At 74.1% G+C, this 14728-nt stretch carries 10 protein-coding genes; 2 read left to right on the top strand and 8 right to left on the bottom strand.

Annotated elements, in window-relative coordinates:
* Positions 1-9 precede the first annotated feature (9 nt).
* From AB0E77_RS15250 to xylB, 6 genes are all read right to left on the bottom strand, one after another.
* Complete coding sequence (locus AB0E77_RS15250) at positions 10-1230, bottom strand: metallophosphoesterase (RefSeq protein ID WP_361569997.1); 1221 nt, start codon at positions 1228-1230, stop codon at positions 10-12.
* A 300-nt stretch (positions 1231-1530) separates the two neighbouring features.
* Positions 1531-3054 carry an aldehyde dehydrogenase gene (gene adh, locus AB0E77_RS15245; RefSeq protein WP_361569995.1) on the bottom strand — a complete coding sequence of 508 codons (1524 nt, stop codon included), beginning with the start codon at positions 3052-3054 and terminating at the stop codon, positions 1531-1533.
* Between the two features lie 133 nt (positions 3055-3187).
* Positions 3188-4447, bottom strand: coding sequence for a GAF domain-containing protein (locus AB0E77_RS15240; RefSeq protein WP_361569994.1), 1260 nt, complete (start codon positions 4445-4447; stop codon positions 3188-3190).
* A gap of 108 nt (positions 4448-4555) precedes the next feature.
* Positions 4556-5164 carry an N-acetylmuramoyl-L-alanine amidase gene (locus AB0E77_RS15235; protein ID WP_361569992.1) on the bottom strand — a complete coding sequence of 203 codons (609 nt, stop codon included), beginning with the start codon at positions 5162-5164 and terminating at the stop codon, positions 4556-4558.
* A gap of 489 nt (positions 5165-5653) precedes the next feature.
* Positions 5654-6865 carry an ROK family transcriptional regulator gene (locus AB0E77_RS15230; protein ID WP_361569990.1) on the bottom strand — a complete coding sequence of 404 codons (1212 nt, stop codon included), beginning with the start codon at positions 6863-6865 and terminating at the stop codon, positions 5654-5656.
* Between the two features lie 145 nt (positions 6866-7010).
* The gene (gene xylB, locus AB0E77_RS15225; RefSeq protein ID WP_361569988.1) at positions 7011-8456 is read right to left on the bottom strand and encodes a xylulokinase; all 1446 of its coding nucleotides are present in this window, start codon (positions 8454-8456) and stop codon (positions 7011-7013) included.
* 197 nt (positions 8457-8653) lie between these two features.
* On the opposite strand from xylB, the gene xylA reads away from it, so the two are divergent.
* On the top strand, positions 8654-9817 hold the full coding sequence (xylA, locus tag AB0E77_RS15220) for a xylose isomerase (protein WP_361569986.1): 1164 nt from the start codon (positions 8654-8656) through the stop codon (positions 9815-9817).
* A gap of 109 nt (positions 9818-9926) precedes the next feature.
* Complete coding sequence (locus tag AB0E77_RS15215) at positions 9927-10370, top strand: NUDIX domain-containing protein (RefSeq protein ID WP_361569984.1); 444 nt, start codon at positions 9927-9929, stop codon at positions 10368-10370.
* A 139-nt stretch (positions 10371-10509) separates the two neighbouring features.
* On the opposite strand, the gene AB0E77_RS15210 is transcribed toward AB0E77_RS15215, so the two are convergent.
* Complete coding sequence (locus AB0E77_RS15210; RefSeq protein ID WP_361569982.1) at positions 10510-11799, bottom strand: SWF or SNF family helicase; 1290 nt, start codon at positions 11797-11799, stop codon at positions 10510-10512.
* Positions 11796-14672 carry a DEAD/DEAH box helicase gene (locus AB0E77_RS15205; RefSeq protein ID WP_361570338.1) on the bottom strand — a complete coding sequence of 959 codons (2877 nt, stop codon included), beginning with the start codon at positions 14670-14672 and terminating at the stop codon, positions 11796-11798. The genes AB0E77_RS15210 and AB0E77_RS15205 overlap by 4 nt, the downstream gene beginning before the upstream one ends.
* Positions 14673-14728: the final 56 nt, after the last annotated feature.

The following is a 14728-nucleotide window of genomic DNA, read 5'->3' as shown; positions in this document are numbered from 1 at the left end:
CGGACGGCGTCACGGTGTGGCAGGCAGGTCCGGGGAGCGGAGCACGAGCAGGGTGATCTCGCTGGGGGCGAAGACACGGAACGGCGGACCCCAGAAGCCGGTGCCGCGACTGGTGTAGAGGAGGGTGCGGGCACCGTGACGGCTGAGGCCGGCGAGGGCGGGCTGGTCGAGGCGGACCAGGTGGTGGAAGGGCCAGATCTGGCCGCCGTGGGTGTGACCGGAGAGCTGGAGGTCGATGCCGGCGGCCGCCGCCCGGTCGACGAACTTCGGCTGATGTGCCAGGAGCAGGACCGGCAGGTCGGGATCGGCACCGTGCAGGGCGCCGGCGAGGTGGGCGCCGTGGCCTGCCAGGCCGGAGGTCTCGGCGGTGACGTCGTCGACACCGGCCACCACGAGGGTGTCGCCGCCGCGTTCGAGCAGCAGATGGCGGTTGCGCAGTGGCTCCCAGCCGAGCTCGTCCATGAGGTCGACCCAGCCCTGGGCCTCGCTGTAGTACTCGTGGTTCCCGGTGACGTAGACCCGGGCCCGGGTGGCGCGCACGGTACCGAGCGGGGCGGCCTGGAGGCGGCGGCGTTCGGCCGTGCCGTCCGCGATGTCGCCGGTGTGACAGACCAGGTCGGCCTCCAGCGTGTTCACCGTCTCGCAGACCCGGGCCGACCAGCGGGCGCGATCGAGCGGGCCGTAGTGGGTGTCGGTGACGAGGACGACACGGAGTCCGTCCAGCCCGGCCCCCAGACGCGGGAGCCGCACGTCGAGCCGGCGCACGCGGGGCACGCGACGGGCCTCGGCGTACCCCCAGGCGAGGAGCAGGACGGAGGTGCCGAGAACGGCCCAGGTGACGATCCGGGCGCGGTCCTGGCCCTCGCCGGCACCGGCCACCGTCAGCGCGAGGCGCAGGAGGACGCCGAGCAGGACGGACCAGGTGAACAGGATCCAGCTGGAGCCCAGCAGGGTGTCACCGATGATCGCCGCCCGGTCCTGCCGGCGCCGGCCGTGGCCGCGCACCATCGCGAGCGGCATGCATATGAGGCCGAGGGCGAACAGGGCGGTGCCGGCGAGCGTGACGGGCAACGGCCAGTGCTGGCCGGCGTGCAGGAGCACCCAGCAGGGCACCGCCCACAGCAGGACGGGGGCGACGAGGGGGACGTAGCGCATCACACGGAGCAGCCGGCTCCGCCGCGGCGCCCGTGCCTCCCCCTCGGCTGGCCGAGTGCCGCTGGTGTCGGTCACGCGCCCGTTCCCCTCCCTGGCCGGTTGCCGTCCCGCGCACTGTATCCGGTCGCTCTCTGCCCGGCGGGCCCGTCCGCCGCGCCCACGGGGCCGTCGGTCACCTGAGGACGCCGTCCGGCACGCGGCCCGGTCCAGGTCGTCCCGGGAGGTGCTCGCCGAGAGGGACCCGGGATCCGTTCCGTGGGCCCGCGCGCCCCGCTGGTCCCCGGGTCGGCAAGACGGAGCCTCGACCGCCCGGCTGCCCCTTTCCCTGCGGGGCGGACCGGGCGGTCTGCCCTGGTCTGCGTGCTTCTCCGGCGCCTAGAAGAAGCCCAGCTTCTTCGGCGAGTACGACACCAGCAGATTCTTCGTCTGCTGGTAGTGCTCCAGCATCATCCGGTGGTTCTCCCGGCCGATACCCGACTGTTTGTAGCCGCCGAACGCGGCGTGGGCCGGGTAGGCGTGGTAGCAGTTCGTCCAGACGCGTCCCGCCTGGATCGCGCGGCCCGCGCGGTACGCGGTGTTCATGTCGCGCGTCCACACCCCCGCGCCGAGGCCGTACAGCGTGTCGTTGGCGGTCTTGATCGCGTCGTCGAAGTCGTCGAAGGACGTGACCGACACGACCGGGCCGAAGATCTCCTCCTGGAAGATCCGCATGCGGTTGTGCCCCTCGAAGATCGTGGGCTGGACGTAGTAGCCGCCCTTCAGCTCGCCCTCGTGCTCGAAGCGCTCACCGCCGGTGAGGACCTTGGCGCCCTCCTGCCGGCCGATGTCCAGGTAGGAGAGGATCTTCTCCAGCTGGTCGTTGGACGCCTGGGCGCCGATCATCGTGTCGGTGTCCAGGGGGTGGCCGGGTGTGATCAGCTCCGTGCGGGCGACCGCCGCTTCCATGAACTCGGCGTAGGTGCCGCGCTGGATCAGCGCGCGGGACGGGCACGTGCACACCTCACCCTGATTGAGGGCGAACATCGTGAAGCCCTCGAGCGCCTTGTCGCGGAAGTCGTCGTCCTGCGCCCAGACGTCGTCGAAGAAGATGTTCGGCGACTTGCCGCCGAGTTCCAGCGTGACCGGTTTGATGTTCTCCGAGGCGTACTGCATGATCAGCCGCCCGGTGGTGGTCTCTCCCGTGAAGGCCACCTTCGCCACCCGCGGGCTCGACGCGAGCGGTTTGCCCGCCTCCACCCCGAAGCCGTTGACGACGTTCACGACCCCCGGCGGCAGCAGATCGGCGACCAGGCCCAGCCAGTAGTGGATCGAGGCCGGGGTCTGCTCGGCGGGTTTCAGGACCACCGCGTTGCCGGCGGCGAGAGCGGGAGCGAGCTTCCAGGTCGCCATCAGGATCGGGAAGTTCCACGGAATGATCTGCGCGACCACGCCCAGCGGCTCGTGGAAGTGGTACGCGACGGTGTCGTCGTCGACCTCGCCGATCGAGCCCTCCTGCGCACGGATCGCGCCCGCGAAGTAGCGGAAGTGGTCGATGGCGAGCGGGATGTCGGCCGCCAGCGTCTCGCGCACCGGCTTGCCGTTCTCCCAGCTCTCGGCGACCGCCAGGCGTTCCAGGTTGGCCTCCATGCGGTCGGCGATCTTCAGCAGGATGCCGGAACGCTCGGTCACCGACGTGCGGCCCCAGCCCGGGGCGGCACCGTGCGCCGCGTCGAGCGCCCGCTCCACGTCCTCCGCCGTGCCGCGCGCGATCTCCGTGAACGGCAGTCCGTTCACCGGGGACGGGTTCTCGAAGTACTGCCCGCGCACCGGCGGCACGTACTCCCCGCCGATGAAGTGGTCGTAGCGCGACTCGTAGGAGACGATCGCGCCCTCGGTGCCGGGCGCCGCGTAACGGGTCATCCTGGTCTGCCTCCCTCATCGTGCGCTGCCCGCCGTCGGACAGCTCCCCGGGAGGCTAGGGAGCGTGACGTTGCGGGGACGTTGCGTGCGGGGCGGCGGGACCGGGCGGAGTCCGGCCCGTCACCGGCGGCCGTCACCACGCGCGCGGTGCCGCCAGTTCGGACTCCAGCGCGGCGAGCCGGGACAGCACCGCTGCGGTGGGGCGGACCGCGGCCAGCGCACGCCACACGTCCAGATCGTCCTCGCCCCACGGCGCGTGCGCCCAGTCGGCGAGGAGATCGGGGTCACCGCAGGCGATCAGCGCGGTGCGCAGACCGTCGGCCAGCCGGCGCCGGAGCCGCGCCACCGCCGGAGCCTGGGAGCCAGGCAGCAGCGGACCGGCGTACGCCGCCGCGGCCGCCGTCACGCCACCCGCCCGCAGCCGGCGCTCGACCACCGCGACGTCGGACTCGACGGGCATCGCGAGCCGGTACGGGCGGGACGCCAGCACGTCCGGCCCCAGCACCCCGCGCAGCCGCGCCAGTTCGGCCCGCAGGGTCACCGGAGGCACCGTCTCGTCCTCGTACAGCGCGCACAGCAGCTCGTCGCCGGTCAGGCCCTCCGGATGCTGTGCCAGCAACACCACGATCTCACTGTGCCGGCGGCTGAGCCGGACCCTGCCGCCGCCGTGGCTCAGCAGGGCCTCGTCCCGGCCCAGCGCGGTCAGCTCGGCGGTGCCGGCGGCGGGATGCTCCGGGGTCAGCAGAGCCAGCTGGGACTCGGCGGCCCGGGCGACCGCCTGGACGAACCCCAGGCTGTGCGGATGTGCCAGCCCGTCCCCGCCGGTGATGTCCACGGCGCCCAGCACCCGCCCGGTGCGCGGATCGTGCACCGGAGCCGCCGCGCACGTCCACGGCTGGACCCGCCGGATGAAGTGCTCGGCCGTGAAGACCTGCACCGGGCGGCCCACGGCCACCGCCGTGCCCGGCGCGTTCGTCCCCACCGCGGACTCGGCCCAGCGGGCACCCGGCACGAAGTTCATCCGTCCCGCCCGCCGCCGGGTGGCCGGATGACCCTCGACCCACAGCAGCCTGCCGTGGGCGTCGCACACCGCCAGCAGATGCTCGCCGTCGGCCGCGAACGCCCCCAGCAGCTCCCGGAACAGCGGCATCACCCGTGCCAGCGGATGCTCGGCGCGGTAGGCGCCGAGGTCACCGTCCATGAGTTCCACGCTCGCGGTGCCGTCCGGGCCGACACCCGCCCGGACGGACCGCCGCCAGGACTCCGCCACCACGGCGCGCACGGGCCGCGACACCGTGCCCGCCTCGGTGAACGTCTCGTGCGCGCGGCGCAGCGTCCGCGCGCGCTCGACGGGATCGGTCCCCGGTTCCAGAGCCAGCCACGAATCGGTCAACTCGGCCTCCCCGGAACGCGATACGACGGGGACATCGTCACTCCGCGCAGGGGCTCCGACAACCACTTCGACCGATCCGACCACCCGAACGTGGCCGTCCGCCGCCGGTCAGGCGAGATTGACCAGTCTGATGTACCGGGTCCAGTCCCACAGCGGTCCCGGATCCGTGTGGTCGCTGCCCGGCACCTCGTAGTGACCGATGATGTGCGCGCGGTCCTTGGGGATGCCGTACGTGGCGCAGATCGCCGCGGTGAGCCGCGCCGACTGCTCGTACAGGGCGTCGGTGAAGTACTCCGGCCGGTCCACCCAGGCCTCGTGCTCGATGCCGATGCTGCGGGTGTTGTAGTCCCAGTTGCCGGCGTGCCAGGCGATGTCGGTCTCGCGGACGCACTGCGCGACGTGCCCGTCGGCGGACCGGACGACGTAGTGGGCGGAGACCTGCTTGTCCGCGTTGCCGAAGATGGAGAGCGTGTCGGCGTACGTCTCCTGTGTGACGTGGACGATCACGTAGTCGAGGGGGTAGGTGAGGGGGCGGCTCGACCGGCTGTAGTTGGCCGAGTTCGCCGGCAGCCACTCGGCGGGCGGGTAGTCGACGTCGGCGAGGGGCCGTGCGGCGGCCCGTGGGCCGGACAGCAGGGTGGAGGAGAGGGTGGCGAGCGCCGCGCCCTGAAGGAGTCGGCGCCTGGTCGGGGAAGGTGTTGCCCTTTCCGTGTCCACGGGGAGAACCGCCTTTCGTGTGGGGGGTGGTGCGCGGGTGGGTGCACGTACACGGCCGGGTGTCGTGTCGCACACGGTTGCCAACGGTGAGGTCACGGCTTGGTTGCGACGGGTGGGGCCGAACGCCGAGGAGCCGGCCGGACGTCGCGGAGCCCCGGTGCCGCGGTCACGCGGGGCTTCGCGTGAACAACCGTACGAGGCGCGGGGGTTGGGCAGAAGAGCGCGTCGCGGAACGGTGGACGACCGCGGTGTTGTGGATACGGCGCCCACTCGTTCGAGTGAGCGCCGTGAGAATCCGGGCAGGTTTGGGTAGGGCCTCCCGGCTCCTGCCCTGTGTGCCTGCCGTCCCGCCTGTGTGCCTGCCGCCCCGCGCGTCTGGCTGCCGCCCCGCCTCGCTCCGCCCTGCCTCTTGCCGTGAGACCGCCTGGCTCCGCCCTGTCCCTCGCCGTGAGACCGCCCGCTCTGCCCCTTGCCGGGAGACCCGGCGGCTCAGACCCGGTCGGCCACCGCGGCGGCCGGGTCGTCCAGGACTCCCCAGACCACCGAATGGGCCGCGCCGAGCAGCGGTCCCTGGGGGCCCAGCTCCGACACGGACACGGGGCACGCCGGGCCGGCCGTCCGCCGGGCCAGTTCGTCTCGCAGGGACGGCAGCAGCCAGGGCGCCAGACCGGCCAGAGCACCGCCCAGCACCACGCTCTCGGGATCCAGCAGGTTGACCGCCCCGGTCAGCGCGATGCCGAGCGCGGTCCCCGCCTCGCGCAGCGCGCGCCGCACACCCTCGTCGCCCTCGGCGGCGCGCCCCGCGAGCAGCCCGACACGGTCCTCGCCCGGCTCCACACCGGCCGCGCGCAGCACCGCCTTCTCACCGGCGTACTGCTCCAGACAGCCACGCCCCCCGCAGGCGCACTCCGGCCCGTCGGGACGGACCGGCACATGTCCCAGCTCGCCCGCGAAGCCCCGGGTCCCGCGCAGCAGACGCCCGTCCACGACCACACCCGCGCCGATGCCGATCTCGGCGGACACGTGCAGGAAGTCCCGCGGGGTGCCGTCACCGAGCCACAGCTCGGCGAGCGCGCCGAAGTTGGCCTCGTTGTCCACCGTCAGCGGCACGTCGAAGGGCAGCAGCGCGCCGAGGTCGGCGTCGTGCCAGTCGAGGTTCGGCGCGCGGACGACGGTCCGGCCGTCCCGGGCCACCAGACCCGGCACGGCCACGGCCAGCCCGGCCGGCCACAGGCCCTCCGCCTCGGCCTCCTCGGTGACCGTCCGCACCAGGCCGGTGAGCTGCTCGACGACCGGCTCGAGCGAGCGGCCGCGATTGCTGCCGTACCGCACGGCCCGCGCCCGTACCTGGCCGCGCAGGTCGACGGCGCAGACCGCGAGGTGGTCGACGCCGATCTCCGCGCCGATCCCGGCGGGGCCCTTGGCGCTGACGGCGAGCGCGGATCCGGGCCGGCCCACCCGCCCGGGCCGTTCGGGCCCCAGCTCTTCCAGCAGACCCGACCGGATCAGCTCGTCCACGAGCGTCGACACGGCCGCGCGCGTCAGTCCGATCCGCGAGGCGACGGCTGCCCGGGACAGCGGCCCCTCGGCGCCGACGGTGTGCATGACCCGGGAGAGATTGCGCCGGCGCATGCCCTGCTGGGTGTCGGGCAGCGCGCGCGAGGGGCGGGCCGGGCGCGCTTCGTGCGGGGGTGCGGTCATGCCTCCGTCAGTCCTCGGTCGGTACGTGTGCGGTGCTCGGCCGCTCGGTCTCGTCGGTCGTCCCTGGCGGGCAACGCCCGGGGCGTGCCGCGGCAGACGCCCCGGCCGCGCCCGTGCGTGACGCCGCCGTCCGTGCGGGCCGCCGTCAGCGGGTGCCGCCGTCCCGCTCCAGGAGCGGCGCCGCGTCGGAGACTACCCCGGCGATCCTGGCCAGCGTCTCCTCGTCCCGCTCCACGGCCTCGAGCACCGGTCCGGCGGCCGTGTTCCAGCGCCGGGCGACCGCCGCCGGATCCTCCCCGGTGAGCAGGCCGGCCGCCTGTGCCGCGGCGCCGAGCGCCACCAGTTCTCCGGCCTCGGGGATCTGGACGGGGCGTCCCGAGAGACGCCGCACCGTCTGCTGCCACGCGCTCCCGCGCGCGCCGCCGCCGATCAGCAGCAGCGGCGTGGAGGGGTCCGCGTCCGCGTCGAGGACCAGGTCGAGGGCGCCGAGCAGCGAGTGGACGGCTCCGTCGTAGGCGGCCTGGAGCAGTTGGCCGGCGGTCGTGTCGTGGCGCAGCCCGTACAACAGGCCGGAGGAGTGCGGCAGGTTCGGGGTGCGTTCGCCGTCCAGGTAGGGCAGCAGCGTGATGTCCGTGCCGGGTGCGACGGCCTCCCGGTCCAGGCCCAGCAGGGCCGCCAGGCGGTCCACCGCGAGCGTGCAGTTCAGGGTGCAGGCCAGCGGCAGCCAGTCGCCGCGCGCGTCGGCGAAGCCCGCCACGGTGCCGGTCGGGTCGGCGGGCCGCCGCTGCGAGACGGCGTACACCGTGCCGGAGGTGCCGAGGCTCATCACCGGCACGCCGGGACGCACCCCGAGGCCGAGCGCGGCGGCCGCGTTGTCGCCGGTGCCGCCGGCGACCAGGGTGCCCTTGGTGAACGGCAGGTCGTGGCTGTCGCGCACGGTGCCGGCCACCTCGCCGGGCCGGACCACGCGGGGCAGCAGCGCCGGATCGAGCTCCACGCGCGCGAGGATCTCCTCGTCGTAGGACTCCGTCCCGGAGGCCCACCAGCCGGTGCCGGACGCGTCGCCGCGGTCGGTGGTCCCCTCGCCGGTGAGCCGCTCGGTGAGGTAGTCGTGGGGGAGCCGTACGGCCTTGACGGCGCGGAGGGCGTCCGGCTCGTGCTCGGCCAGCCAGGCCCACTTGGTGACGGTGAAGGAGGCACCGGGCACGCTGCCCGTGCGCTCGGCCCAGGCCTTGGCCCCGCCCAGCTCCTCGATCAGGCGGCGGGCCTGCGGGGCCGAGCGCACGTCGTTCCAGAGCATGGCCGGGCGCACCGGGTCGCCGCCGGCGTCCAGTGTGACGAGGCCGTGCTGCTGCCCGCCGATCGACACGGCCGCTGCCTCGCGGGCCGCCTCGCCGCACTGGGCGAGGGCCGTGCACAGGGCGTCCCACCACTGTCGCGGGTCGCTCTCGCGGCCGGCGCCGGAGGACACCGTGTGGGGCGCCTGGCCGCTCGCGACGACCCGGCCGGTGGCCGCGTCGACGACCAGCGCCTTCGTGGACTGGGTGGACGTGTCCACGCCGACGACAAGCGGACCCTCGGCTGCTGACATCGGGCTACTCCCTCTTCCGCGGCTCTGCGGCTCGGTGGCTGGGACCGGTCTGTACTGGGGGTTCTGCGGCGGACCCGGGTCGCCGAGACCCGACACGATCCGTCGGCGGCACCGTGTTCCCTTCCCGGGACCGCGTGTGCATACTAATTTGTAAACCGCCATGACGAAATAGTCGCCAGCGAGCAAGGAGCCGTGGAATGAACTACCAGCCCACTCCCGAGGACAAGTTCACGTTCGGTCTGTGGACGGTCGGCTGGCAGGGCCGGGACCCGTTCGGCGAGGCCACCCGTCCGGCCCTCGATCCCGTCGAGTCGGTGCAGCGGCTGGCCGAGCTGGGCGCGTACGGGGTCACGTTCCACGACGACGACCTGATCCCGTTCGGCTCGGGCGACGCGGAGCGGCAGGCCACGGTCAAGCGGTTCCGGCAGGCCCTGGACGCGACCGGCCTGAAGGTGCCGATGGCGACGACCAACCTGTTCACGCACCCCGTGTTCAAGGACGGCGCCTTCACGGCGAACGACCGGGACGTGCGGCGCTACGCGCTGCGCAAGACGATCCGCAACATCGACCTCGCGGTGGAGCTCGGCGCGCAGGTCTACGTCGCCTGGGGCGGCCGCGAGGGTGCGGAGTCCGGGGCCGCCAAGGACGTGCGCGACGCGCTCGACCGCATGAAGGAGGCCTTCGACCTGCTCGGCGAGTACGTCACCGGGCAGGGCTACGACATCAGGTTCGCGATCGAGCCGAAGCCGAACGAGCCGCGCGGTGACATCCTGCTGCCCACCGTCGGACACGCGCTGGCGTTCATCGAGCGGCTGGAGCGCCCGGAGCTGTACGGCGTGAACCCCGAGGTCGGCCACGAGCAGATGGCCGGGCTGAACTTCCCGCACGGCATCGCGCAGGCCCTGTGGGCGGGCAAGCTGTTCCACATCGACCTCAACGGCCAGTCCGGCATCAAGTACGACCAGGACCTCCGGTTCGGCGCCGGTGACCTGCGCGCCGCGTTCTGGCTCGTCGACCTGCTGGAGCGGGCCGGGTACGCGGGGTCGCGGCACTTCGACTTCAAGCCGCCGCGCACCGAGGACTTCGACGGGGTGTGGGCGTCGGCCGCGGGCTGCATGCGGAACTACCTCATCCTCAAGGACCGGGCAGCCGCCTTCCGTGCCGACCCGGCCGTGCAGGAGGCCCTCGCCGCGGCCCGGCTGGACGAGCTCGCCCAGCCCACCGCCCCCGACGGGCTCAAGGGCCTCCTCGAGGACGCCACGGCCTTCGACACCTTCGACGTCGACGCCGCCGCGGCCCGCGGCATGGCCTTCGAGCAGCTCGACCAGCTCGCCATGGACCATCTCCTCGGCGCCCGCTGAGCCACCCGGCTCCGAGGCCGCTTCGGCACCCGTTCTCAGGGGCGGGTGCCGAGGCGGCCTGCGCCATGCCGGCGTCGGCGCTTCCCGGACGCCTGCGAGGATGTCGGACATGGAACACGAGCGTGGAGTGATGGTTGCCCCGGGCTCCGGTGAAGGTGAGCCGCTTGCCGTCGTGGCGGCGGCGATCGTGCAACAGGGGCGGCTGCTCGTCGTGAGCAAGCGGGCCGCCCCCGACGTCTTCTACCTGCCCGGAGGCAAACCCGACGCGGACGAGACGCCGTTGCAGGCCCTGGCCCGCGAGCTGGACGAGGAACTGGGCGTCGAGCCGTTGCGGCCCCGGCTGCTGGCCGACGTCGAGTCGGTAGCGGTCCTGGAGGGGGTGCCGATGCGGCTGACACTCTTCGAGGCGCACCTCGACCGGGCGCCCCGGCCCGCGGCCGAACTGGCGGACATGAGGTGGATCTCCGGACACGAGAACGGCATCCGGCTCGCACCTGCGGTCACCGACCACGTCCTGCCGCTGCTCCGGCAGGCAGGTTCCCTGGCCCCCTGACGGACTGCAACGCCCCGGCGGCCAGGGCGGGTCCGCTCCGCCCCCACGGGGCCGCGCCGGACCCGGTGCGACCACACGGCGATCATCCGCGGGCCGGCGCGCCTGCCCGAGCCGTCCGACCGCCGGGGTGGTCAGACCGTCACGGTTCGTCCCCCGCCGCCGGTGCCGCCGAGGCCAGTGCCGTCGCCGGATCCTGGGACGGGCCGCCCACGGGCATCCAACGTCCGCCCTCCCGCCGGAACGGCCACCAGCGTCCGTCGCGGTCCAGACGGAGCTGATGCGGCGCACCGACGACCGTCCAGTGGTTGGCACGTGCGCGCAGGGACGGCCTCTCGTCCCCGTCCCACGCCGACTCCAGAGCGGCACGCGCGCGGGCGAGCGTGCCGCCCCGCACCGTCCACTCCTCCTCGAGCACCGACAACGCCGCCGTGCCTCCCAACCGCCACGCGCGCACGGCGGCGGCCAGCGCCTCGCGGTCGCGCCCCGAGCCGTCACCGAGACGGTCCCGTACGGCCGTCGCGGGGTCGCCCGCGGCCAGGCGGACGGCGTCCTCGGCGACCGTCGGCTCCACGCCGGGCACCTGCGCGTCGTGCCCGGCGCGCAGGGCGTCGGCGAGCAGGCGGTGCGACTCCGCCGCGGTGCGCGAGGCCAGGAAGGCCAGCGCCGCCGGGTCGACGCCGGGCGGTGGCGCCGTATCGGTGTCCAGGACCGGCGGTTCGCCCGGCCCGTCCGGCAGGAGGGGGAGTGGAGGCAGCGGCGGCAGGACAGCCCCCGCCGCGTACGCCTCGGCGGCGTCCACCCCCTCCGGCCGGGAAGCCGCAGCCTCGGCGGGTGTGCCGTCGCGCGACTCCAGGCAGGACAGCACGGCGTCTTCGCCCCGCCCGCGCATCAGCAGCAGCAAGAAGGGGTCCTGGTCCAGCAGCCGCGCCACCTGGTAGCAGAGCGCCGCGGTGTGTCCGCAGTGGTCCCAGGCACCGCAGTCGCACTCCGGTTCCAGATCGCCCAGGCCCGGCAGCAGGTCGATCCCCGCCGACGCCGCGTCCTCGACGAGATGCGGGGGCATCTCCCGGTCCAGCAGGGCTGCGACATGCCCGGACCGCTCGACCACCATGTCGACAAAGCGATCCCACTGCTCGTCCGGCAGCTCCTCCAGCACGACGTCGGCGCGGTGCCCCGTACGGTCCCGGTCCTGGACCACCGCCGTGATGCGGCCCGGCCGCACCGAGACCGCCCCCACCGCTCCCGCGCGCGCGAGACGCCGTCCGGCCTTCACCTGCGCCCCGTCCACCGCACCGTCCTCGAGGGCCCGCAGCCAGGCCTGCCCCCACCAGGTCTGCGCGAAGCCCCTGCCGTGCGCGGGCGGCAGCGGGGCGAACGTCCGCTCCTCGCCGCCCTCGTCGAAGCCCTCGTCACCGTCGTACCGCGTCATCGCGCACCTCCGCGCAGGTCGACCAGATCGGCCAGTTCCGCGTCCGTCAGTTCCGTGAGCGCCGCCTCGCCTGCTCCCAGCACGGCGTCGGCCAGGGCGCTCTTGCGGCTCAGCAGCGCCGCGATGCGGTCCTCGACGGTCCCCTCGGCGATCAGCCGGTGCACCTGCACCGGACGCGTCTGGCCGATGCGGTGGGCGCGGTCGGTGGCCTGGGCCTCGACCGCCGGATTCCACCAGCGGTCGTAGTGCACGACGTGCTCCGCGCGCGTGAGGTTCAGTCCGGTGCCCGCCGCCTTCAAGGACAGCAGGAAGACGGGGACCTCGCCGTCCTGGAACCGCCGTACCAGCGACTCCCGTTCGGTCACGGACGTCCCGCCGTGCAGGAACAGCGACGGCACGCCGCGAGCGGTCAGATGCCGTTCGAGGAGCCGCGCCATCTGCACGTACTGGGTGAACACGAGCACACTCGCGTCCTCGGCGAGGATCGTGTCGAGCAGCTCGTCCAGGAGCTCGAGCTTGCCCGAGCGGCCCGCGATCCCCGGACCACCGGAACGTTCCTCCTTGAGGTACTGCGCCGGGTGGTTGCAGATCTGCTTCAGGCTGGTCAGCAGCTTCACGATCAGACCCCGCCGCGCCATGCTGCCGGTCCCGGAGATCTCCGCGAGCGCCTCGCGCACCACCGCCTCGTACAGGCCCGTCTGCTCGGCGGTCAGCGACACCGGGTGGTCGGTCTCGGTCTTCGGCGGCAGTTCGGGCGCGATCCCCGGGTCAGCCTTGCGGCGCCGGAGCAGGAACGGCCGGACGAGCCGGGCCAGCCGCTCCGCCGCGGCCGGGTCCTGACCGCCCTCGACGGCCTGCGCGTAACGCCTGCGGAAGGTGCCGAGCCGGCCCAGCAGCCCCGGGGTGGCCCAGTCCAGGATGGCCCACAGCTCCGAGAGGTTGTTCTCCACCGGGGTGCCCGTGAGCGCCACGCGCGCGCGTGCGCCGATGGAGCGCAGCCGTCGGGCGGTCTCCGAGTACGGGTTCTTCACGTGCTGCGCCTCGTCCGCCACGACCATGCCCCACTGCACGGCGGCCAGTCGTGCCGCGTCCAGCCGCATGGTGCCGTACGTGGTGAGCACGAACTCGCCGTCGGCCAGGTCCGCCAGGCCGCGCCGGGGGCCGTGGAAGCGCCGCACCGGCGTGCCGGGTGCGAACCGCTCGATCTCCCGCTGCCAGTTGCCCATCAGGGACGTCGGACAGACGACCAGGGTGGGGCCGGCGGCGGACGTGTCGGTCTGCCGGTGCAGGTGCAGCGCGATCAGGGTGATCGTCTTGCCGAGGCCCATGTCGTCGGCGAGACAGCAGCCCAGGCCCAGCGACGTCATGCGGGCCAGCCAGTTCAAGCCCCGGCGCTGGTAGTCGCGCAGCGTCGCGGCGAGGGCGGCCGGCTGGTCGACGGCTTCCTGCCCCTCGGGATCGGCGATCCGCTCCCGCAGGGCCGCCAGCCATCCGGTGGGCCGCACCTCGACGCGGCGCCCGTCGACCTCCGTCGAGCCCGTCAGGGCCGCGGCGAGCGCGTCGACGGGAGTGACCTTGTGGTCCTGCCGCGCCCGGGCCCGGCGCACCTCCTCGGGGTCGACGAGGACCCACCGGTCGCGCAGCCGCACCACGGGCCGGTTGGTCTCGGCGAGCCGGTCCAGCTCGTCGCGGGTGAGCCGCTCGTCGCCCAGGGCGAACCACCACTCGAAGGCGAGCAGTGCGTCCGCGGACAGGAACGACGGACCGCCGTCCCCGGTGGCCGCTGCCGGCACCGGCTCGCCGTCCGGCGGCCCGACCTCCGCGCGGGTGGTCAGGTCCCGGGCCAGTTCCCGGGGCCAGTGCACGTCGACGCCGGCGCCGGCCAGCGCCCGGGTGCCCGCCCCGAGGAGATCGGTGACCTCCTCGTCGGCGAGCTCGACGGCGTCCGGCACGGCGGCCGACAGCAGTGGCGCCAGCGGCGGCCAGGCCCGTGCCGCGCGGCGCAGCGCGAGCAGGGTGTCCATCCGCGCGCGCGTGCCGAACGCGTCGTCCACGGCGCCCGACCACACCTCGGCCGTGTCCGCGACGAGCGCAGGGTCGCTCACGCTGTGCACCTGCGGCACGGCCCGGAACGCCGGTGACGCGTCGTCGGACGCGTCCCCCAGGTTCCGCACCTCGACGCGCAGCGACAGCCGTACGCCGGCGTCGTGTCCCGCGGCGACGTCGGCGGCCCAGGCGCGCAGCTCGGGCAGCTTCCGTGGCCCGGCCGCCGCGTAGGCGGGGCCGTCCGTCACCAGCGGGGCGGCGGGGGACCGGGGGAGTGTGTCGGCGACGGCGTCCAGGAAGGCGCGCACCAGTCGTTCCGGGTCCGGCAGCCGTGGCGGCTCGGCTCCGTCGACGGGGGCCGCGTGCGCCTCGGGGGGCATGGCGGCGGCCAGGTGGCGGACCCGTTCGGTGTCCCGCGCGTCCAGCGGGCCCGCACGCCAGGCGTCGTGGTCGGCCTCGGACAGGCCGGGCAGCAGCAGCCCCCGCGCCACCAGGTGCAGCGCCTCCACTGCGACGGCGCCCCAGAACACGGCCGCCCGATGGCCGGACGCACCGGAACGCGCGCGCGTGAGGACCGGCAACGCCTCCCGCACCGGCAGCAGGACGGCGGGCACGTGGACCGCCTCGACCGCGCCCTCGCCGTCCGGTACCACGACCGTCAGATCGGCGACGGACGTCGACGGGACGGCCGGCGGCTCCGAACCGTCGGGCCGCCAGAAGGCGACCGTGCCGGTACGGGCGGGGTCGCCGGGCACGAACACGGCGCAGCATCGGGCGAGTTCTGACACGGGGAGGGTGGTGGCCTGGACGCTCGTCTGTGCAGCGATGATGTATTCCTCAAATTTGACTAGTGCGGTCGCGGTCGCCGATTGTACATGACCGG

The organism is Streptomyces sp. NPDC032940, assembly GCF_040636935.1.
Classification (GTDB): Bacteria; Actinomycetota; Actinomycetes; order Streptomycetales; family Streptomycetaceae; genus Streptomyces.
This window is presented reverse-complemented; position numbering and strand designations above follow the sequence as displayed.